Origin of the sequence: Flavisphingomonas formosensis, from assembly GCF_009755815.1 — a bacterium.
GTDB classification, from domain to species: Bacteria; Pseudomonadota; Alphaproteobacteria; order Sphingomonadales; family Sphingomonadaceae; genus Flavisphingomonas; species Flavisphingomonas formosensis.
The window spans coordinates 288,740-309,479 of sequence record NZ_WRPK01000002.1; the positions used below are offsets into that span (position 1 = coordinate 288,740).

The following is a 20,740-nucleotide window of genomic DNA, read 5'->3' on the forward strand; positions in this document are numbered from 1 at the left end:
TCGCCCGGCGCAACTAGCTCACCTGACGTTTGCCCAGCTTTCTTGCCAGGGTACGGCGATGCATGCCGAGCCGCCGGGCGGTCTCGGAGATGTTGAAGTCGGTCTCCGCCAGCGTTTCGTGGATGCGCTCCCACTCGAGCGTCTTGATCGAGGTCGGCCGCGGCGCGAGCGGCGCATCGACATCGCCCTGCCCTTTGGCGAAGGCCGCCTCGATATCGTCGGTGTTGGAGGGCTTGGCGAGATAGTGCGATGCGCCGAGCTTGATCGCCTCGACGGCGGTCGCGATGCTCGCAAAGCCGGTCAGCACCACGATCAGCATATCCGGATCATGCGCGTGCAGGGTCTGAACGCACACCAGCCCGGACGTACTGCCGAGCTTGAGGTCGACCACCGCATAGCCGGGGTCATGGGTTTCCAGCAGAGCCTTGAGTTCCTCGTGATTCGCCGCCGACAGCACGGAATAGCCGCGCCGCTCGAACGAACGCCTCAGCGTGCGGGCGAAGGCCTGGTCGTCCTCGACGATCACGAGCAGTCGTTCCTCGCTCATCGCTCTTCCTCCATCGCCAGCGTGGCGACCGGCATGACCAGCCGGACGACGGCCCCGCCTTCGTCCGCATTCTCCGCCGACACTTCACCTCCGAGCTTGCGCATGACGTTCATCACCAGGAACAGGCCGAGACCACCGCCCTGCCGCCCCTTGGTCGATCGATAGGGCTTGCCGAGATCGGCCAGCATGTCGGCCGCGAAGCCCGGACCACGATCGGTGACCGCGATTTCCAGCATCTCGCCATCGCTCCGCACGTCCATGCCGATCCAGTCCGGAGAGGCCTCGCGGGCATTCTCCAGCACATTGCCGATCACCTGGCGGATCGCCAGGTCCGAGACGATCAGCGGATCCTCGTCCAGCGACTGCCGATAATCCAGCGTGACGGATGGATAGGCAGCTCGCCATTCCTCGACGATCCTGCCCAGGAAAACGCTCAGCCGCGACACTTCGGGCGCTTCGCCGCGCGCCTCCCCGGCCGAAAGCAGGATGCCCGAGAGGATCGTCTTGCAGCGCGCGACCGCGGCCTGCATCTCCCCGATCTCCTCGGCGAGGTTCGGATCCTTCGCCAGCGCGGGCACGCGCCGCCAGTCGTTGAGGATCACCGCCAGCGAGGAAAGCGGCGTGCCGAGCTCATGCGCGGCACCGGAGGCGAGCAGGCCCATCCGGACGATATGATCCTCCTCCGCCGCGCGCTGGCGCAGCGCCGCCAGCCGCGCATCGCGCGTGCGCAGATTCTCGCCGATGCGCCGGACGAACAGCACGAGCAGCACCGCAACGAGGATGAAACAGACCCAGGCGCCGGCGATGTACATGGGGAATAGTCGGTCCTCCGCCGCGGGCGGAAGCGCAAGTGGCCAATAGGCGAAGACCAGCAGCATCGCGAACAGGCTCGTCACCGCCGCGATCATCCAGGCCGACCAGCGATCGAGCAGGATCGCGCCGAGCACGACCTGGAGCAGGAACAGCGAGACGAACGGATTGGTCGCCCCGCCGCTGAGATAGAGCTGGATGCCGAGCGAGATCACGTCGAACAGCAGCGCCACGAACAGCTCGGCATTGGCGACGCGCGTGCGCCGACGCAGGATCAGCAGGCTGCCGACGTTGAGCGCCACCGCGGCGAGGGGCGCGAGCAGCATCGGCACGATCGGCAGGCTGATGCCCATCCCATAATGCACCAATGCGATGGTGAGGAGCTGCCCCGCCACCGCGATCCAGCGCAGCTGGATCAGCAGCAGCATATTGTTGCGGCCGGCCGCTTCCGGGGATCGATCGCGCGGCAGCGGCCCCCGCAGCAGGGTCCGGGCAAACGCGCGGATCATGCCGCGCGGGTCCGCCGGAGCTTATGCTCTTCCCGCATGACGATGATGTAGCCGCCGAGCGTCATGATCGCCAGAGCGAACCAGGTGAGCGCATATTGCAGATGGCTGTTGCGAAACGCGATCACCGTCAGGCCGCCGACCGGCAACGCGCCGCCCTGCCCGCGGTCGGCATCGACGAAATAGGGCGCGACGGCGCCGAGCCGGCGGTGCGCGGCGATCGCGGCTACATCGCGGGAGTACCAGCGATCGGCGGCGGGATCGTTCGCGTGCAGGAAGCCGCCGCCCGGCTCGCTCATCCGGACGAGGCCGACGACGCGCACCGGCCCGGCTGGCGCCGCGAATGCCGTGCGTGGCGTGCCGTCCGGCACGAAACCGCGGTTGACGAATATGCGGAAGCCGCCCGTGTCGAACGGCGTCATCACCCAGAAGCCCCGCCCCTCGTCCGTAACCGCGCGCACCAGCGTGTCTTCGCCCGGCAGATAGGCTCCGGTTGCCGCAACGCGGCGATATTCGTCCCGCATGGCATCGACCATCGGCCAGGCGGCCGGGCCGGGCGGCGCGACGGCAGTGGCGTGGACGCGCGCCTCGACACGGGCGATCAGCGCTTCCTTCCAAGCGAGCCGGTGCAGCTGCCAGACGCCGAGGGCGACGAAGCCCGCCGCGATCAGAAGCGCGGCGAGGGTGATGAAGATAAGGCGCCGCCTCATGCATCCTCCGCAGAAGGGGCTACGGCATCCACACATCGTTGTAGCAGGCCGCCGCTCGTCCTCCCCGGAACGGGGAGGGGGACCGCCGAAGGCGGTGGAGGGGTCCCGCTCACATCAGAAGCGCCGCTTGTCCTGCGCGGGACCCCCTCCACCGTGCTGCGCACTGTCCCCCTCCCCCTGAGGGGGAGGAGAAAAGAGGTCACCTCATATCCTGCATGTCGTGCAGGCCATCGCCGCCGGGCATGGTCGCATGGGGCATCATGTTCGTGTTGAGGTGATACATCACCCACAGCGAGCCGGACAGCGTGATCCCCACGATCACCACGGTGAAGATCAGCGCCATCATCGTCCAGCCACCTTCCGAGCGGGTGCTCATATGAAGGAAGAAGATCATGTGGACGACGATCTGAACGGCTGCGAAACCCATGATGACGAAGGCGGTCAGCCGATTGTCGCCCAGCGCGCCGGTCATCACCAGCCAGAAGGGAATGGCCGTCAGCAGCACCGACAGGCCGAAACCGATCATGTAGCTGCCCATCGTGCCATGCGTCGCGCCGTCGTGGCCGTGATCGTGATCGCCGTGGTGCGCCCCGGCATGCCCGGCGTCGCTCATCGCAGCACTCCCATCAGATAGACGAATGTGAAGACGCCGATCCAGATGACGTCGAGGAAGTGCCAGAACAGGCTGAGGCACATCAGCCGCCGCTTGTTCGCGGCGATCAGGCCGTGGCGGGCGACCTGGGCCATCAGCGTCACCAGCCAGACGAGGCCGAAGGTGACGTGCAGCCCATGGGTGCCCACCAGGGTGAAGAAGGACGAGAGGAAGGCGCTGCGCTGCGGCGTCGCGCCCTCATGGATCAGGTTGGCGAACTCGTAGAGCTCGATCGAGAGGAAGGCGAGGCCGAACAGGCCGGTGATCGCCAGCCAGGCCTGCGTCGGGGCGACCTTGCCCTTCTCCATCGCCAGCATGGCGAAGCCGTAGGTGATGGAGGAGAAGAGCAGCATCGCCGTATTCAACGCCACCAGCGGCAGCTCGAACAGGTCGCGCGGACCGGGACCGCCGGCATAGCTGCCGCCGAGCACCGCGAAAGTGGCGAACAGGCAGGCGAAGATGAGACAATCGCTCATCAGGTAGATCCAGAAGCCGAGCATGGTGCTCGCGCCCTCGGGATGGTGATGCGGCTCCGTCTCGTAGAACACGGGCGTGTCGTCGGCGGAAGAAGGAAGAGTGCTGCTCATCGCGTTCAGCCCTGCGCCGCCAGCAACGCGGTGCGCTGGCTCTCCGTGCGTTCCACATCCTCGGCCGGGATGTAGAAATCGCGCTTGTAATTGAAGCTGTGGCCGATCGCGACCGCGACGAGGCCGACGAAGCCGAGGCCGGCGAGCCACCACATGTACCAGATCAGGCCGAAGGCGGTCGCCGCGCTGAGCCCGGCGAGGATGATCCCGGCGCCGGTGTTGCTCGGCATGTGGATCGGCAGATAGCCGCCGGTCGGGCGCTCATAGCCGCGATTCTTCATGTCCGCCCAAGCGTCGCCGTCATGGATGATCGGCGTGAAGGCGAAATTATAGTCCGGCGGCGGCGACGATGTCGCCCATTCCAAGGTGCGCCCGTTCCACGGATCGCCGGTGGTGTCGCGCAGCCGCTCGCTGTCCCGGATGCTCACATAGAATTGCATGAGCATGCAGGCGATGCCGATCGCGATCAGCAGGGCGCCGAACGCCGCGATCACGAACCAGATCTGCAGCGAGGGATCGTCGAACACCCGCATCCGCCGCGTCACGCCCATCAGGCCGAGTATGTAGAGCGGCATGAATGCGAACCAGAAGCCGACCACCCAGCACCAGAAGGAGCGCTTGCCCCACACCGGATCCAGCCGGAAGCCGAACGCCTTGGGGAACCAATAGTTGATCCCGGCGAACAGGCCGAACAGCACGCCGCCGATGATGACGTTGTGGAAATGGGCGATCAGGAACAGCGAGTTGTGCAGCACGAAATCGGCCGGCGGCACTGCGAGCAGCACGCCGGTCATGCCGCCGACGACGAAGGTCAGCATGAAGGCGATCGTCCACATCATCGGCAGCTCGAAGCGGATGCGGCCGCGGTACATGGTGAACAGCCAGTTGAACATCTTGGCGCCGGTGGGGATCGAGATCACCATCGTCGTGATGCCGAAGAAGCTGTTGACGCTGGCGCCCGATCCCATGGTGAAGAAGTGGTGCAGCCACACCAGGTAGGACAGGATGGTGATCACCACCGTGGCATAGACCATCGAGGTGTAGCCGAAGAGCCGCTTGCCCGAGAAAGTGGAGGTGACCTCCGAGAAGATGCCGAACGCCGGCAGGATCAGGATGTAGACCTCCGGATGGCCCCAGATCCAGATGAGGTTGACGTACATCATCGGATTGCCGCCGAAGTCGTTCGTGAAGAACGCCGTGCCGGCATAGCGATCGAGCGAGAGCAGGGCCAGCACCGCGGTGAGCACCGGGAAGGCGGCGACGATCAGCACGTTGGTGCACAAGGCCGTCCAGGTGAAGATCGGCATGCGCATCATCGACATGCCCGGCGCGCGCATCTTCACGATCGTCACGATCAGGTTGACGCCGGACAGGAGCGTGCCGACACCCGCCACCTGCAGCGCCCAGATATAATAGTCGACGCCGACATCGGGGCTGTAGGCGATGCCGGAGAGCGGCGGATAGGCAAGCCAGCCGGTGCGCGCGAACTCGCCGACGAACAGCGACGTCATGACGAGCACCGCGCCCGCCGTCGTCATCCAGAAGCTGAAATTGTTGAGGAAGGGGAAGGATACGTCGCGCGCGCCGATCTGCAGCGGCACGACATAGTTCATGAGGCCCGTGACCAGCGGCATCGCCACGAAGAAGATCATGATCACGCCATGCGCCGTGAAGATCTGGTCATAATGGTCGGCCGGCAGATAGCCTTGCGATCCGCCGAAGGCCATCGCCTGCTGCGCGCGCATCATGATTGCGTCGGAAAAACCGCGCAGCAGCATGATCAGGCCGAGGATCATGTACATGATGCCGATCCGCTTGTGGTCGACGGTGGTGAACCACTCCCGCCACAAATAGCCCCACAGGCCGAAGCGCGTGATCGCGGCCAGCAGCGCAAGGCCGCCGAGCGCGACCGCGAGGAAGGTGCCGACGAGGATCGGCTCGTGCAGCGGGAGCGATTCCCAGGTCAGACGGCCGAAGATGAAATGGGCGATGCCGGTGCTGTCCATCATGTCCTCCCTCAGCCGCGCCGTGCGGATGCGACGGAGGTGGGCACCAGATTGAGCGTCATGGGTCTGTTCTCGTGATGATGGGTCGGAACGGATGGCTTGGCCGCCGGCCGTTCCTCATGGGACGGATCGTCACGCAGGATGTCGTGGCGCAGGCCTTGGACATCACGGGCCGATTCCTTGCCCGCGCCGCCCTTTGCATCGATCCGCATCAGATCGGACATGCACCGCTGGCCGGGCCGCACGCACATGTTGAGAACCGCGCCGAACAGGCCCGGCTCGGCCGCGGCATAGCGGCGCACCGGCTCCTTCTCGCTCGGCGCCTCGAGCTTCAGATAGGCCTGCCGGTCGAGCGCGCCGCCCCCGGCCTTCACCTGCGCCACCCAGGCCTGGAAGCCGGCGGGATCGAGCGCGTGGAAGCGGAAGCGCATGTCGGAGAAGCCGGCGCCGCTATAATTGGCGGAGAAGCCCTCATAGGTGCCGGGCTTGTTCGCGACCGCGTGGAGCTTCGTCTCCATGCCGGGCATGGCGTAGATCTGCCCGGCGAGCGCCGGCACGTAGAAGCTGTTCATCACGTTGGACGCGGTGATCGAGAAGCGGATCGGCGTATCCACCGGCGCGGCGAGCTCGTTCACCGTGGCGATGCCGAGCTCGGGATAGATGAACAGCCATTTCCAGTCGAGCGCCACCACCTGCACGTCCAGCGGCTTCACCGCCGCAGCCAGCGGCCGCTGCGCGTCGATCCGGGCCAGCGGACGATAGGGATCGAGCAGATGGGTGCTGACCCATGTCACCGCGCCGAGGCAGATGATGATCAGCAGCGGCGCGGACCAGATCACCAGTTCCAGGCTGGTCGAGTGATCCCAGTCGGGGTCATAGTCGGCCCGTTCGTTCGACGCGCGATAGCGCCGCGCGAAGAATATGGTCAGCGCCATCACCGGTATGATGATGAGCAGCATCAGCACCGTGGAGATGATGATGAGGTCGCGCTGCTGGATGGCGATGTCGCCTGCCGGATTCATCACGACCCAGTCGCAGCCGGCAAGCGGCAGCGCGCAGGCGAATATCGTGGCGGACCGCAGCAGGCGGGCGGGAACGGCCGATCGGAGAGGGATCATGCCGCGTCGCCTAGGACCGATTCCCGCTTGCCGACATAGGACACTTTGTCCAATCTCCCGGAGCCGCCGAACGAGGCAAGGACGCATGGCAAGGAGGATCGATCCGCATGGGAGCCTGCCCGCGCGAGGATCGTTTACCCCTCCGGTCCCTGAAGGAGCCTGAGAGTCCATGAGTGCGCAAGCCGCCGCGCCCAATTCGACATCGCTGGAGCGTGACGCGCGCGCCCTGCACCGGCACGGCCAGGGCCACGCTCAGGCCAATGTCCCGCGCGAGATCGCGATCGGCGTGATCATCGGCCGCACGTCGGAGTTTTTCGATTTCTTCGTCTATGCGATCGCCTCGGTGATCGTCTTCCCGACACTGATCTTCCCGTTCGTCGACCGGCTGACCGGCACGCTCTTCTCCTTCGCGATCTTCGCCCTCGCCTTCGTCGCGCGGCCGATCGGCTCGCTGCTCTTCATGTGGATCGACCGCCGTCACGGCCGCGGCGTCAAGCTCACCATCGCGCTGTTCCTGCTCGGCGGGTCGACCGCGGCGATCGCCTTCATGCCCGGCTACGAGACTGTCGGCCATTGGGCGGCCGTGCTGCTCGCCCTGTTCCGCATTGGCCAGGGGGTGGCTCTCGGCGGCGCGTGGGACGGCCTCGCCTCGCTGCTCTCGCTCAACGCCCCACGCGAGAAGCGCGGCTGGTATGCGATGATGCCGCAGCTCGGGGCGCCGATCGCCCTGCTCGTCGCGAGCGCGCTCTTCGCCTTCTTCCTCGATGCGCTGTCGCAGGCGGACTTCATCGAATGGGGCTGGCGCTATCCCTTCTTCGTCGCCTTCGCGATCAACGTCGTCGCGCTGTTCGCCCGGCTGCGCATCGTCGTGACCGAGGAATTCGAACGGCTGTTCGAGAATAAGGATCTCCAGCCCTCGCCGGTCATCCCCACGCTGCAGAAGGAAGGGCGGAACATCATCATCGGCGCCTTCGCGCCGCTGGCCAGCTTCGCGCTGTTCCACATGGTCACCGTCTTCCCGCTCTCGTGGATCGCGCTGTTCACGCAGGAATCGGTTCGCCACTTCCTGGGAATCGAGATGATCGGCGCTTCGGTCGGCATCCTTGCCATCGTCGCGTCCGGCTTCATCGCGGACCAGACGGGGCGGCGCACGTTGCTCGCCGCATCGGCGGCCGCGATCGCGCTGTTCAGCGTCGCCGCGCCGCTGCTGCTGAGCGGCGGCGATCTCGGCGAGGTCGGCTTCATGGTGATCGGCTTCATGCTGCTCGGCCTGTCCTTCGGCCAGTCCTCCGGCGTGGTCGCTTCCAATTTCTCCAGCCATTCGCGCTACACCGGCTCGGCACTCACCTCGGATCTCGCCTGGATGTTCGGCGCCGGCTTCGCACCGCTCGTCGCGCTGCTGCTCACCAGCCGGTTCGGCCTCGCCTCGTCCGGAGCCTATCTCTTTTCCGGCGCTGCCTGCACGCTCATCGCGCTTTATGCCAATAAAGGGCTGGCAAGCGCGGCCGATGGGGATGCGCCGCAATAGCCTGCGCCCCCGGTGAGGCCTTCGGCCGCGTCCTAATCCCGAAAGGGCCTGAAAAGCAACGAAACGCGCGCTGGCGCAACCGGGCATCCCGCACTATCCCCTCTGCCACCGCGCAGAGGAGTATGAGGCCATGCAATATCGCCAGCTCGGCGCAAGCGAACTGCAGATTTCGGCGGTGTCGCTCGGTTCCTGGTTGACATATGGCGTAGGCGTCGAGGCGGACGCCACCCGCGCCTGCCTCGACCGGGCCTTCGATCTCGGCATCAATTTCATCGACACCGCCAATGCCTATGGCCGCGGCGCCGCCGAGACGGTGCTGGGCGAGTTGCTCTCGTCCCGTCCGCGCGACAGCTACGTCCTCGCCACCAAGCTCTTCTTCCCGATGAGCGACACCGATCGCGGCCTGTCCCGCGCGCAGATCCTCAAGCAGATCGATGCTTCGCTCCGCCGCCTGCGCACCGATCATGTCGATCTCTACCAGTGCCACCGCTACGATCCCGAGACGCCGCTGGAAGAGACGATGGAGGCGCTGAGCGAGGTCGTCCGTGCCGGCAAGGCGCGCTACATCGGCTTCAGCGAATGGGCGCCGGAGGAGATCGCGGCCGCCTTCGCCATTCCGGGCGTCGAGCGCTTCGTCTCCAGCCAGCCGCAATATTCGCTGCTGCACCGCCAGCCCGAGGAGCAGGTGATCCCGCTTTGCGCCGCCCACGGCGTGTCGCAGATCGTCTGGTCGCCGCTCGCCCAGGGTGTCCTTTCCGGCAAATATCGTCCCGGCGCGCCCGCCCCCGCGGATTCGCGCGCCGAAAGCGAGACGATGGGATCGATGATGCGGGGCTGGCTGCAGCCGCAGATCCTGGAAGCAGTCGACGCGCTACGCCCGATCGTCGCCGAGGCTGGCTGCACCATGGCGCAATTCGCACTCGCCTGGGTGTTGCGCGAGCCGAACGTCGCCTCCGCGATCGTCGGTGCCAGCCGCCCGGCCCAGCTCGACGAGAATGCCGCCGCCGCCGATCTCGCCATCGATCCGGCGCTGTTCCTCCAGGCCGAGGCGATCGTAGCCGGCGCGAGGCGTGGCCGGTGAGGGCGGAAAGGGGTCCTGGGGAGCCAGCAGATCTCTCCGCCGTCGAGCATCGGCACCGGATGCTCGATACAGCCGTCTCCACCGGTTACGGTCTGTGGGCCGGAGTCGAACTCGTCGAGATGGGCGACGGCGTTGGCCGCGTCGCTTTCACGCCGCGAGTCGAGATGCTCACCCCGTGGGGCACGTTGAATGGCGGCGTGCTCTCCAGCCTGGTCGAGATACCCGCCTTCGTCGCGCTGCTGTCGACGATCGAATCAGGCGAGTTGCCGGTGACGAACGACATCTTCATCCAGCATATGCGCCCGCTTCCCGGCGACACCCGCTACGAGCTCACCGGCACGCTGATCCGCCGCAGCCGGACGATGGCCTGGCTGGAGGTCGCCGCGAGAACGCGTGGAGAATCGGTCAGCCTCGTGCGGATCACCAAATCGATCATCCGGCACGTGGCCTGAGCGATGATGCCGGCGCTCGACTCTCGCGAGGCGTTCCTTTTCTCGATCCAGATTATTGGCATATGCTTCGCAGCCTCCTAACGCAGCCCTCATGATGAGCGCCTTTCAGCGGTTCGGCACATTGTCCGAACGCCAATTCAATCGGCTCGTGCTGACCTTGATGTCGCTCGGTTTCCTTGCGCTCATCGCGGCCGGCACCGCTGCCGGCTGGCTGATGCTGCGCAACCAGGATCACACCCGGTGGCTGGTGCACACCTATCAGGTGGAACAGCAGATCAACCTCTTCCGGCTCGATCTCGAACGCACAGAAACGGCTCGCCGCGGTCTGCTGATCGAGCCTACCGCCCGTTTCCGGCAGGTGTTCGATCAGGGCACGCGTGCGCTCGGACCCGATATCGACCGGCTTGCGACGCTCACCAGCGACAATTCGGCACAGTATGCCGACATCGCCGAACTGCGTCGGCGCGTCGCGGAAATGGCCGGCGTTGCGCGCGCGTCCGTCGCGCTTATCGATCAGGGCCGCCGTGCCGACGCGCTCGAACGATTCTCGCTCGACGGCAGCGTGGAGCGGGTCCGCGCGATCCGCAGCCTGACCGAACGGATGCTGGAACGTGAGCGGGCCCTGCTGCTCGAGCGCGACCGGCAGCAGCGCGACAGCGTGCACACCTTCTTCGTCGCGCTCGGCATCCTCGCGGTACTGCTCGTGCTCGTCGGCATCTCCTCGCTGGTCGCGATCCGGCGCTACACCACCGCTCTTTCCGAATCGCGCGGTGAATTGAAGACGCTCAACGAATCTCTCGAGGATCTGGTGGAGGAGCGCACGTCCGACCTGAAGCGCGCCAATGACGAGATTCAGCGCTTCGCCTATATCGTATCGCACGATCTGCGTTCGCCGCTGGTCAACGTCCTCGGCTTCACCGCCGAGCTCGACGCCGCATTGAAACCGCTCGACGCGCTCATCTCGCGCGCGGACGAGGCCGCGCCGGGCCTGATCGACGATCAGTCGCGCATTGCGGTGCGTGAAGACGTGCCCGAGGCGATCGGTTTCATCCGCTCCTCGACGCAGAAGATGGATCGGCTGATCAATGCCATCCTCAAGCTTTCGCGCGAGGGCCGCCGCACCATCACGCCCGAGCCGCTGGATATGACCCAGCTTGCCCATGGCGTGGCAGACGGCCTGCATCACCGCATCGCCGAGCTTGGCGCCGAGATCCATGTCGCAGCGGAGCTGCCGGCGATCGTGTCCGATCGACTTGCGATCGAGCAGATCATGTCCAACCTCGTCGAGAATGCGGTGAAATATCTCCAGCCGGGTCGGCCGGGCCGGATCGAGATACGCGGCCACCGTATCGGTTTGCGCGCGATCTTCGAGGTGCAGGACAACGGCCGCGGCATCGATCCCAAGGATCATGCCCGCATCTTCGACCTGTTCCGCCGCTCCGGCGTGCAGGACCAGCCGGGCGAAGGAATCGGGCTGGCGCATGTTCGCGCTCTCGCCTATCGCCTCGGCGGAACCATCGATTGCGCGTCCGCTCTCGGCGAAGGCGCAACCTTCCGGCTGTCGTTGCCGTTACGCTACTCCGAAGAACAGAAAGTCACGTCATGACCAAGGAACAGCCAGTCACCATCGTGATGATCGAGGACGACGAAGGCCATGCCCGACTGATCGAGAAGAATATCCGTCGCGCCGGCATCTCGAATGCGATCCGCCATTTCGTCGACGGCACGTCTGCGCTCGATTATCTGTACAATGATCAGAATGGCCCCACCCATGGCGGGCCTGCACTGGTGCTGCTGGACCTCAATCTGCCGGACATGAGCGGGACGGACATCCTCGCCCGCATCAAGGGCGAAGGCGTGCTGAAGCGGACGCCGGTCGTCGTGCTCACCACCACCGACGACAAGGTGGAGATCCAGCGCTGCTATGATCTCGGCTGCAACGTCTACATCACCAAGCCGGTGAATTATGAGAGCTTCGCCGAGGCGATCCGCCAGCTGGGCCTGTTCCTCTCGGTGATCCAGGTTCCGGAAGTGGAAGCTGAGTGAACGACGCGCCCCGCGTCCTTTTTATCGACGACGATGAGGGGCTGCGCCGGCTCGCCGCGCGCATCCTCGGACGGCGCGGCTTCGCGGTCGAGACGGCGGGCAGCGGGGACGAGGGCATAGCCCGGGCCCGCGACGGGGCGTTCGATCTCGTCGCCGTCGATCATTACATGCCGGGCCGCGACGGCCTCTCCACCCTTGCCGAGATTTCGGCGATGCCCAATCCGCCCCCGGTGGTCTATGTCACCGGATCCGAGGAAAGCCGCATAGCCGTGGCTGCGCTGAAGGCCGGCGCGGTCGATTATGTGGTGAAGTCGGTCGGCGAAGATTTCTTCGATCTGCTGGCCAGCGCCTTCGCCCAGGCGCTCGACACGGTGCGGCTGCGGCGCGAGAATGCGCTCGGCGAGCAGCGGCTCCGCGAGAGTCACGCCAGGCTCGAGGCGATGCTGCGCGAGGTCAACCACCGCGTCGCCAACAGCCTTCAGCTCGTATCGGCTTTCGTCCATCTCCAAGCCAATTCGCTGACCGACGGCGCCGCCAAGACCGCGCTCGAAGATACGCAGCGCCGCATCGCCGCGATCGCGCAGGTCCACAAGCGGCTCTACGCGTCGGTCGATGTCGATACGGTCGAGATGGCGGAATATCTCGCCGCATTGGTCGACGAATTGCAGCACACCTGGTCCACGCCCGCCTCGCCGCGGACGATCCTGGTCTCGGCCGAGCCGGTCAAGCTCAAGACCGACCAAGCCGTCTCGGTCGGCATCATCGTCAACGAACTGGTCAGCAACGCCTGCAAATATGCCTATCCGGCCGAGGCGGCGGGGGAGATCCGCGTGGCACTGCGTGTCCCGGCGCTCGGCCGTTTCGAGCTGCGCGTCGAAGACGACGGCTGCGGGCTGCCGGCGGACGGCGCGCCGAAAGGCACCGGCCTCGGATCGCGCCTGATCAACGCCATGGCGTCGAGCCTGAAATCGACCGTGGAATATGACACGGCGCCGACCGGACTGACCGCGAGGCTGTCGGCGAGCTACTGACACCGGTTCCGAGCCTCCTGCAGGACGTGGAAATAGGTGATCGCTCCCAAGCGGAGACGATGAAAATCAGAAATCGGGCAGGGTCTGCTCCGCCTCTCCCCAGCCAGCCAACGCCTTGCTCGCTGCCCGCTTCAGCAGTTCGGCGTCATCGCGGATGGTGAACGGATGTGCATTATCGAGCTTCGCCGCTTCGTCCCAGGTGACGGGCGCTGCCACCGCCGCCGTCTCCCGCGCCCGCGCCGAATAGGGCAGCACCGCCGTCGCGCCGCGCTCGTTTCGCAGCCAGTCGAGGAAGATCCGCCCCTTGCGCTCGGTCTTTCGCATATTGGGGGTGAAGCGCTTGGGATAGGCTTCGGCCACGGCGCGCGAGAAGCGGCTCGCGAAATCCTTGACCCTGGGCCAGTCCGCCGCCCGATCGAGCGGCACCACCACATGCAGGCCCTTGCCCCCAGAAACCATCGGGAAGCTCACCAGCCCCATCTCGCCGAGCAGGTCGCGAAGCTGCGCCGCGGCGTTGCGGACATCCCCGAAATCGAGGCCGACGTCCGGATCGAGATCGAACACCAGCCGGTCCGGATGCTCGACATCGTCCGCCCGCGCACCCCAGCCGTGAAACTCGATCGTACCCATCTGGACGCAGGTCAGCAGGCCCGCGCCGTCGTTGACGACGAGATAATCCTCGGTCTTGCCGTTCTTCTCGCGGATCGGGACATGGTCGACGTGCCCACCGAAGCTGCCGGCGTCATGCTTCTGGAAGAAGCAATGTTTCGCCCGCCCCTGCGGGCAGCGCACGAGGCTGACCGGGCGACCCGCGAGCCAACGCAGCATGGGCTCGGCCATTGCCGCATAATAATGGGCGAGATCGCCCTTGGTGAGCTTCGCCTCGGGATAGATCAGCCGGTCGGGATGCGAGATGGCGATGCCGAACGGCTTGGCCGGGTCACCCGGATCGGCAGGCTTCGCCGCAGGCGGTTCGGCAGCTTTTTCCCGCACCACCTCATCCGCCCCCTTATCCTCGCGCAGGCCTAGGAAGCTCGCATGGCGAACGACATTGTCATGCGTGAATTCGGCGAAGGCGACTTCGGCGACCAGCTTCGGCTCGATCCACTGCGCGCCGCGCGCAGCCGCACGCGGCACTTCGGCCGCTGCCGCCTTGCGGGCGAGCGCGCGCATCGCCGCCATCAGCCGGTCGCGCATGTCGGCATCGAAACCGGTGCCGACACGGCCGGCATAGCGCAGCGTGCCGCCTTCGTTCACGCCGAGCAGCAGTGAGCGCAGGTCGCGACCGGCCTTGTCGCTCTTCGTATAGCCGAGAATGACGAATTCCTGGCGGTTGATACATTTCGTCTTCAGCCAGGCGCGGGTGCGGGCGCCGCGATACGGCGCGTCGGCGCGCTTGGAGACGATCCCCTCATAGCCTTCCGCACACAGCCGCTTCAGCATCTCCTCGCCGCTCGAGGTGAGGTGCTCGGCATAGTGGATCAGGGACGCCGCCTCCCTTCCCTCCAGCAGCGCCGCGAGCCGTGCCTTGCGGTCCGCATTGGGCAGTCGCGTCAGATCCTCGCCGTCCTGCTCGAGCATGTCGAAGGCGAAATAGTGGAGTTCGCCGCCATCCTTGAGCGCCTTCTGCAGCGCCGAGAAGCTCGGCTTCCCGTTCGGATCGAAGGCGACCACCTCACCGTCGATCAAGGCCGGACCGATATCGAGCGCGGCCATCGCCCGGCACACCGGCGCAAACCGGTCGCTCCAATCCAGCCCGTGCCGCGTATAGGCCTTGGCCGTACCTCCGCCGACGGCGATCAACGCGCGATAGCCGTCATATTTCACTTCGTGCAGCCAGCCCGAGCCGGGCGGCACATGATCGACCAGCGTTGCGAGTTGCACGTCGCGAAACGCGGGTGGCGGCGCGGCCTTGGCGCCCGATTTCGCTGGCTTGCGCCGCGCCGGCTTGCGGCCCGGAGCGTTGGCGGCCTCGGGATCGGCCTTCGCCTTGGCCTTGTCGGAATGCCAGACCGGATCATCGCCATCCGCGATCTGCGCCATCGATCGGCCGCTGGCGACGCTGGTCAGCGCAGTGTCGACCAGTCCGCCCGACGCGCCGGCGTAACGATCGTCGATCTTGCGCAGCAGCCAGTTCTCGCGTTTCTCGCCGGGGCGCGGCTTCATCCGGACCAGCAGCCATTCGCCCTTCATCCGCTCGCCATGCAGGATGACGTGCACATGGCCGTCCTCGATGGTCTTCGTCGGATCCTTGCCGCCGACTGCTTCCCACGTCCCCTTGTCCCACAGCATGACGGTGCCGCCGCCATATTCGCCCTTGGGAATGGTGCCTTCGAACATGGCATAATCCATGGGATGGTCTTCGGTGCGAACCGCGAGCCGCTTGTCCTCGGGATCGAGGCTGGGGCCGCGTGTCACCGCCCAGCTCTTGAGCACGCCGTCCATCTCGAGCCGGAAATCCCAATGGAGCCGGGTCGCGTCGTGCTTCTGCACGATGAACAGATGGCCGCTTTCGGTGCCGCGCACCCCCTTGGGCTCCGCGGTCTTCTTGAAATCCCGCTTGCGGTTGTAGGTGGCGAGCGGATCGGCGCGCGCGGCCATGTCAGGCACTCTTGCGGGCGCGAGGCGAGGCTGCCTTGCGCGCCGCGGGCTTGGCCGTTCCCTTTGTCGCGGCCGTCTTCGTCGTACCCGATTTTGCCGCGGCCTTGCGCGCCGGCGCCTTGCGGCCCGGCCCATTGTCATTGTCCCCCGGCCGGTCGAGCGATTTCTTGAGCGCGGCCATGAGATCGACCACGTTGGACCCCCGCGAAGGCGCGCGCTCCTCGGTGTCGAGCGAGACCTTGCCCGTCTTGGACTTGCGTTTGCGCTCGATCAGGTCGCGCAGCGCATCCACATAGCGATCGTGGAATTCGGAGGCGTCGAACTTCGCCGCCTTCTTCTCGATCAGCGTGGTGGCGAGATCCAGCAGATCCTCGTCCGGCTTGGCATCGCCGATGTCACGGAAATAGCCGGAGGCCTTGTTCACCTCGTCGGCATAGCGCAGAGTCTCGAGCACCATGCCGCGGCCGCACGGCTTCAGGCTGACGACATATTCGCGCCCGCGCAATGCAAGCTGGCCGATGCCGACCTTGCGCGTCTTGCGCAGCGCCTCACGCAGAACGACGAACGCCTCTTCGGCGAGATCGTCGGCCGGAACGACATAATAGGGCTTGTCATAATAAATGGCGTCGACTTCACCCACATCGACGAACTCGGTGAGGTCGAGCGTCTTCTTGCTCTCCAGCTTGACGCCCTCGATCTCCTCGTCCTCGAGCAGGACATATTCGCCCTTCTCATATTCGAAACCCTTGCGGATCTCGTCCGGATCGACCGGGCCGATGCCGTCCACCACCTTCTCATAGTGGATGCGCTTGCCGCTCGGCTCGTGGATCTGGCGGAAGGAGACGGTCGCGCCGCTCTTCGTCGCCGAATATATCTCCACCGGAATCGAAACCAGCGCCAGCCTGATCTGGCCCTGCCAATAGGCACGCGCAGCCATGTCGGTGTCCTCCATCTGGAACCGACTCCACTCAATACCTCAACGCGGCTCAATGTTCCCGTCATTCGGGCGGCGATCCGAATCACAGGGGGCGTGATGGCGGATGTGCCATCACGCCCCCTGCCGGAAAGCCCCGTCAGTTGCGATCAGCCGAAGCGGCCGGTCACATAATCGCGCGTGCGCTGCGCGCGCGGATTGGAGAAGAGATCCTCGGTCGGGCCGAACTCGATCATCTTGCCCAGGAACATGAAGCCCGTATAATCGGAGATACGGGCTGCCTGCTGAAGATTGTGCGTCACGATCACGATAGTGAAGTCCCGCTTCAGCTCCATCAGCGTCTCTTCCAGCTTTGCGGTCGAGATCGGATCGAGCGCCGAGGCCGGCTCGTCGAGCAGCAGCACCTCCGGCTCCACCGCGATGCCGCGCGCGACGCACAGCCGCTGCTGCTGGCCGCCCGAAAGGCCGAGGCCCGACTTGTTCAGCTTGTCCTTGACCTCGTCCCACAGCGCGGCGCGGCGCAGCGAGCGCTCGACGATCGCATCCATCTCGGACTTGCTCTTGCGGTGGTAGAGCTTCACGCCGAACGCGACATTGTCGTAGATCGACATGGGAAACGGCGTCGGCTTCTGGAACACCATGCCGACGCGAGCGCGCAGCTGGGTGAGGTCGGATCCGGCGCGGCTGGCCTGCGGCTCCTCGTCCACCGTCGCGCCCGTCGAGTTGCGGTCGCGCAGCCTCTGGAGGCTCTTGCGATCGGTCAGCATGTCATTGCCGTCCAGCACGATCCGGCCCACCGCGTGCTGGCCGGGATACAGGTCGTAGATCCGGTTCAGGGCGCGCAGCAGCGTGGACTTGCCGCAGCCTGACGGGCCGATCAGCGCGGTGATCTTGTTCCGCTCGACCGGCAGGTCGACGCCGTACAGCGACTGGTTCTTGCCGTAGAAGAAATCGAGCTTGCGTGCCTCGATCACGAGATTTTCGCGCGCGGGCGCGACCATATATTGCTCTTCCGCCTGCGTCGGGGCGGCAATGGAAACGTCGTTCATCGGTGCGTCTCCCGGGCGAGGATGCGCCCGATGATGTTGATGGAAAGGACGGCGATGGCGATCAGCAGCGCGCCCACCCAGGCGAGGCGCTGCCAGTCGTCATAGGCGCTCAGCGCGAACTGGAAGATGGTGGTCGGCAGGCTCGCCATCGGCTGCGACATGTGCGTGTTCATGAATTGGTTGCCGAGCGAGGTGAAGAGCAGCGGCGCGGTCTCGCCGCTGATCCGCGCGAAACCGAGCAGGCCGCCCGTGACGAGACCGGTGCGCGCCGCCTTCCAGATGATCGAGCGGATCACGAATGCGCGGCTTGCGCCGAGCGCCATGCCCGCCTCGCGCAGCGCGTTGGGCTGCAGGGCAAGGATGTCCTCAGTGGTGCGCGTCACGATCGGCGTCGCGAGGATGGCGAGCGCCACCGCGCCGGCATAAGCCGAGAAGCCGTGGAACGGCGCCACGAGCAGCTCGTACACGAACAGGCCGACGAGGATCGACGGCGCCGACAGGAGCACGTCGTTCAGGAAGCGGACGACGTGCCCATAGGTGGTCTGGCCGCCATATTCGGCGAGCCAGGTGCCAGCCAGGATGCCGACGACGAGGGCGATCACCATGCCGAGGCCGCACATCAGGATCGATCCGACGATGGCGTTGGCAAGACCGCCCTCCGAACCCGGCGCAGGCTGCGATTCGGTGAAGACCTTGAGCTCGAGCCCGCCGATGCCCTTGGTGATCAGCGACCACAGGATGAGCACCAGCGCGGTGAGCGCGATGAGCGTGGCGAGGCCGCAGGCGCCGACGAAGATGCCGTTGGTGACGCGGCGGAAGAGTGCGCGATCCATCACTGCCTCCTCAATGCTTCTGGCCGCGGAGCAGCAGCCGCGCGACGGCGAGCACCGCGAAAGTGATCAGGAACAGGACGAGACCCAGCGCGACCAGCGCCGCCGTATGCATCTCGCCGGTGGCTTCGGTGAACTCGTTCGCGATCGTCGATGCGATGGTCGAGCCCGAGTCGAAGATGGAGTGCGGGAAGCCGTGGGCGTTGCCGATGATGAAGGTCACCGCCATCGTCTCGCCCAGCGCGCGGCCGAGGCCGAGCATGATGACGCCGATCACGCCCTTGCTGACATAGGGGACGATGATCGAGCGAATCACCTCGAAGGGCGTGCAGCCGAGGCCATAGGCGGCTTCGCGCACCTGCGCGGGAACCGTCATGAACAGCTCGCGGAACACCGCCGACATATAGGGCAAGATCATGATCGCGAGGATCATCGAGGCAGTGAAGATGTTCGCCCCGTTGGGCACGCCCGAGAAGAGCTTGTCCATCCACGATCCCGGCTCGGCGTTCATCACCAGCGGGAGCTGGACATGCTGGGCGAACCAGGGGGCAAAGACGAACAGGCCCCACATGCCGTAAACGATCGAGGGAATGCCCGCGAGCAGCTCGACGGCGACGCCGATCGGATTGGCGATCGGCTTGGGGCAGAATTCGACGAGGAACACAGCCACGCCGAGCGCCAGCGGCAGCGCGACGACCAGCGAGAGGAAGGCCGTGATCAGCGTGCCGACGATCGGCCCCGCCGCACCATAGACTTCCGTCACCGGATTCCACTCGCTCGACGTGAAGAAGCCGAAGCCGAAGGTCTTGAAGGCGGGCCAGCCGCCGATGACGAGGCTGATCACCACCCCGGCAAGGGCGGCCATCAATAATGTGGCCGCGCTGAAGCAGGCGGCGCGGAACAGCGTCTCTCCCCACGCATTGCGCGGTTTGATCGATGTTTCGGAAACAGCGAGTGCGGTCATGTCACCTGCTCGACGAAGGCGGAGGTGCCATAGCACCCCCGCCTCATTATGCCATGGTCTGGCGAAAGGGATGGCTTACTTGGAAACGTAGACCGGCTTGCCACCCGACTTGATGATCGTCGCCCACTGCTTGCGCATGATATTCTTCACGGCGAGCGGGAGCGGCACGTAATCGAGCTTCGCGGCGTCCGCATCGCCCGACTTGTAGGCCCAGTCGAAGAATTTCAGCACGCCCTGGCCAGCGGCGGCATTTTCCTGCTCGCGATAGAGCAGGATGAAGGTCGCGCCGCTGATCGGCCAGGTGGTGGCGCCCGGCTGATCGATCAGCAGGACGTAGTTGCCGGCCGACTTGCCCCAGGCCGCGCCGGCCGCAGCCGCCGCGAAGTTCGCTGCCGCCGGCAGCACGAACTTGCCGGCCTTGTTCTGCATCGAGGCAAAGACCGCATTGTTCTGCTTGGCATAGGCATATTCGACATAGCCGATCGAGCCGAGGGTCTGCTTCACGAAAGCGGACACGCCGTCATTGCCCTTGCCGCCGAGGCCGGTCGGCCACTGCACCGAGTCGCTGGCGCCGACCTTGGCGGCCCAATCGCCATTCTTCGCGGCCAGATAGGAGGTGAAGATGAAGCTGGTGCCCGAGCCGTCCGAACGATGGACGACGGTGATCGGCAGGTTCGGAAGCGGCAGGCCGCCATTGACCGCCTTGATCGCCGGATCGTTCCAGCGGGTGATCTGGCCGAGATAGATTTTGGCGAGCAGGTCGCCGGTCAGCTTCACCGCGCCCGGCTTCACGCCCGGCAGGTTCATGATCGGGACCACGCCGCCGATCACGGTCGGGAACTGATAGAGGCCGGCCGCGAGGAGATCCTCATATTTCAGCGGCTTGTCCGACGCGCCGAAATCGACGGTCTTCGCCTTGATCTGCTTGATGCCGCCGCCGGAGCCGATCGCCTGGTAGTTGAGGCCGACGCCGGTCTGCGCCTTATAGGTCTCCGCCCACTTCGCGTAGACAGGAGCCGGGAAAGTCGCGCCGGCGCCCGACAGATCGGCCGCCTGCGCAGCTCCTGCGAGGAGCGTGGCCGCGCCGAGCGCGACCGTGAATGTCTTGAACATGGGTTATATGTCTCCGAACGCCGGTTTCCCCCCGGCACGGTAACGCCGTAGTGCGACGCTGTTACATCAATATGACAATCGATTAACACACAAATATCCGTTTAATTTCATATATTTGATCCTGTTGTTTCGAATCGCCCCAGGGGTTGGTGCAGCGCAAAATCGTAAGAATAGC

The 20,740-nt window shown here is 65.5% G+C and carries 19 protein-coding genes; 6 read left to right on the plus strand and 13 right to left on the minus strand.

Annotated features, from left to right (window positions below):
• Window positions 1-13: 13 nt before the first annotated feature.
• The 7 genes from GQY20_RS07440 to cyoA all read right to left on the minus strand — a co-directional run bounded on the left by GQY20_RS07440 (window position 14) and on the right by cyoA (window position 6,840).
• Entirely contained in the window at window positions 14-547 is a 534-nt protein-coding gene (locus GQY20_RS07440; protein WP_157216430.1) for a response regulator transcription factor, read from the minus strand.
• Entirely contained in the window at window positions 544-1,866 is a 1,323-nt protein-coding gene (locus tag GQY20_RS07445) for an ATP-binding protein (RefSeq protein ID WP_157216431.1), read from the minus strand. The genes GQY20_RS07440 and GQY20_RS07445 overlap by 4 nt, the downstream gene beginning before the upstream one ends.
• Window positions 1,863-2,573 carry an SURF1 family protein gene (locus tag GQY20_RS07450; RefSeq protein ID WP_232475936.1) on the minus strand — a complete coding sequence of 237 codons (711 nt, stop codon included), beginning with the start codon at window positions 2,571-2,573 and terminating at the stop codon, window positions 1,863-1,865. Before GQY20_RS07450 ends, GQY20_RS07445 begins: the two co-directional genes overlap by 4 nt.
• 199 nt (window positions 2,574-2,772) lie before the next feature.
• On the minus strand, window positions 2,773-3,186 hold the full coding sequence (gene cyoD, locus GQY20_RS07455) for a cytochrome o ubiquinol oxidase subunit IV (RefSeq protein ID WP_157216433.1): 414 nt from the start codon (window positions 3,184-3,186) through the stop codon (window positions 2,773-2,775).
• A complete protein-coding gene (gene cyoC, locus GQY20_RS07460; protein ID WP_157216434.1) occupies window positions 3,183-3,812 on the minus strand; it encodes a cytochrome o ubiquinol oxidase subunit III in 630 nt (209 codons plus the stop codon). The genes cyoD and cyoC overlap by 4 nt, the downstream gene beginning before the upstream one ends.
• Before the next feature lie 5 nt (window positions 3,813-3,817).
• Window positions 3,818-5,818, minus strand: a complete 2,001-nt coding sequence (cyoB, locus tag GQY20_RS07465) for a cytochrome o ubiquinol oxidase subunit I (protein WP_232475937.1) — start codon at window positions 5,816-5,818, stop codon at window positions 3,818-3,820.
• An 11-nt stretch (window positions 5,819-5,829) separates the two neighbouring features.
• Window positions 5,830-6,840 (minus strand): ubiquinol oxidase subunit II, encoded by a 1,011-nt coding sequence (gene cyoA / locus GQY20_RS07470; RefSeq protein WP_232475973.1) that lies wholly within the window; start codon window positions 6,838-6,840, stop codon window positions 5,830-5,832.
• A 265-nt stretch (window positions 6,841-7,105) separates the two neighbouring features.
• Here cyoA and GQY20_RS07475 point away from each other — a divergent pair, with 265 nt between their 5' ends.
• The 6 genes from GQY20_RS07475 (at window position 7,106) to GQY20_RS07500 (ending at window position 13,074) form a co-directional block, all read left to right on the plus strand.
• Window positions 7,106-8,464, plus strand: coding sequence for an MFS transporter (locus tag GQY20_RS07475; protein ID WP_157216437.1), 1,359 nt, complete (start codon window positions 7,106-7,108; stop codon window positions 8,462-8,464).
• Between the two features lie 130 nt (window positions 8,465-8,594).
• The gene (locus GQY20_RS07480) at window positions 8,595-9,545 is read left to right on the plus strand and encodes an aldo/keto reductase family protein (protein WP_157216438.1); all 951 of its coding nucleotides are present in this window, start codon (window positions 8,595-8,597) and stop codon (window positions 9,543-9,545) included.
• Window positions 9,546-9,604: 59 nt separating this feature from the next.
• Entirely contained in the window at window positions 9,605-9,997 is a 393-nt protein-coding gene (locus tag GQY20_RS07485; RefSeq protein ID WP_157216439.1) for a PaaI family thioesterase, read from the plus strand.
• A 94-nt stretch (window positions 9,998-10,091) separates the two neighbouring features.
• Window positions 10,092-11,603 carry a sensor histidine kinase gene (locus tag GQY20_RS07490; protein WP_332836080.1) on the plus strand — a complete coding sequence of 504 codons (1,512 nt, stop codon included), beginning with the start codon at window positions 10,092-10,094 and terminating at the stop codon, window positions 11,601-11,603.
• Window positions 11,600-12,043, plus strand: coding sequence for a response regulator (locus GQY20_RS07495; protein ID WP_157216441.1), 444 nt, complete (start codon window positions 11,600-11,602; stop codon window positions 12,041-12,043). The genes GQY20_RS07490 and GQY20_RS07495 overlap by 4 nt, the downstream gene beginning before the upstream one ends.
• Window positions 12,040-13,074 carry a sensor histidine kinase gene (locus tag GQY20_RS07500; protein ID WP_157216442.1) on the plus strand — a complete coding sequence of 345 codons (1,035 nt, stop codon included), beginning with the start codon at window positions 12,040-12,042 and terminating at the stop codon, window positions 13,072-13,074. The genes GQY20_RS07495 and GQY20_RS07500 overlap by 4 nt, the downstream gene beginning before the upstream one ends.
• 66 nt (window positions 13,075-13,140) lie before the next feature.
• On the opposite strand, the gene ligD is transcribed toward GQY20_RS07500, so the two are convergent.
• From ligD to pstS, 6 genes are all read right to left on the minus strand, one after another.
• Window positions 13,141-15,675: a DNA ligase D gene (gene ligD / locus GQY20_RS07505; RefSeq protein WP_157216443.1), complete on the minus strand. Its 2,535-nt coding sequence runs from the start codon at window positions 15,673-15,675 to the stop codon at window positions 13,141-13,143.
• 1 nt (window position 15,676) lies between these two features.
• Entirely contained in the window at window positions 15,677-16,612 is a 936-nt protein-coding gene (gene ku / locus GQY20_RS07510; RefSeq protein ID WP_157216444.1) for a non-homologous end joining protein Ku, read from the minus strand.
• Window positions 16,613-16,758: 146 nt separating this feature from the next.
• On the minus strand, window positions 16,759-17,658 hold the full coding sequence (locus tag GQY20_RS07515) for a phosphate ABC transporter ATP-binding protein (RefSeq protein WP_157216445.1): 900 nt from the start codon (window positions 17,656-17,658) through the stop codon (window positions 16,759-16,761).
• Window positions 17,655-18,491 carry a phosphate ABC transporter permease PstA gene (gene pstA / locus GQY20_RS07520; RefSeq protein WP_157216446.1) on the minus strand — a complete coding sequence of 279 codons (837 nt, stop codon included), beginning with the start codon at window positions 18,489-18,491 and terminating at the stop codon, window positions 17,655-17,657. The genes GQY20_RS07515 and pstA overlap by 4 nt, the downstream gene beginning before the upstream one ends.
• 10 nt (window positions 18,492-18,501) lie before the next feature.
• Window positions 18,502-19,452, minus strand: coding sequence for a phosphate ABC transporter permease subunit PstC (pstC, locus tag GQY20_RS07525; RefSeq protein ID WP_157216447.1), 951 nt, complete (start codon window positions 19,450-19,452; stop codon window positions 18,502-18,504).
• A gap of 75 nt (window positions 19,453-19,527) precedes the next feature.
• Window positions 19,528-20,565 carry a phosphate ABC transporter substrate-binding protein PstS gene (gene pstS / locus GQY20_RS07530; protein ID WP_157216448.1) on the minus strand — a complete coding sequence of 346 codons (1,038 nt, stop codon included), beginning with the start codon at window positions 20,563-20,565 and terminating at the stop codon, window positions 19,528-19,530.
• Window positions 20,566-20,740: the final 175 nt, after the last annotated feature.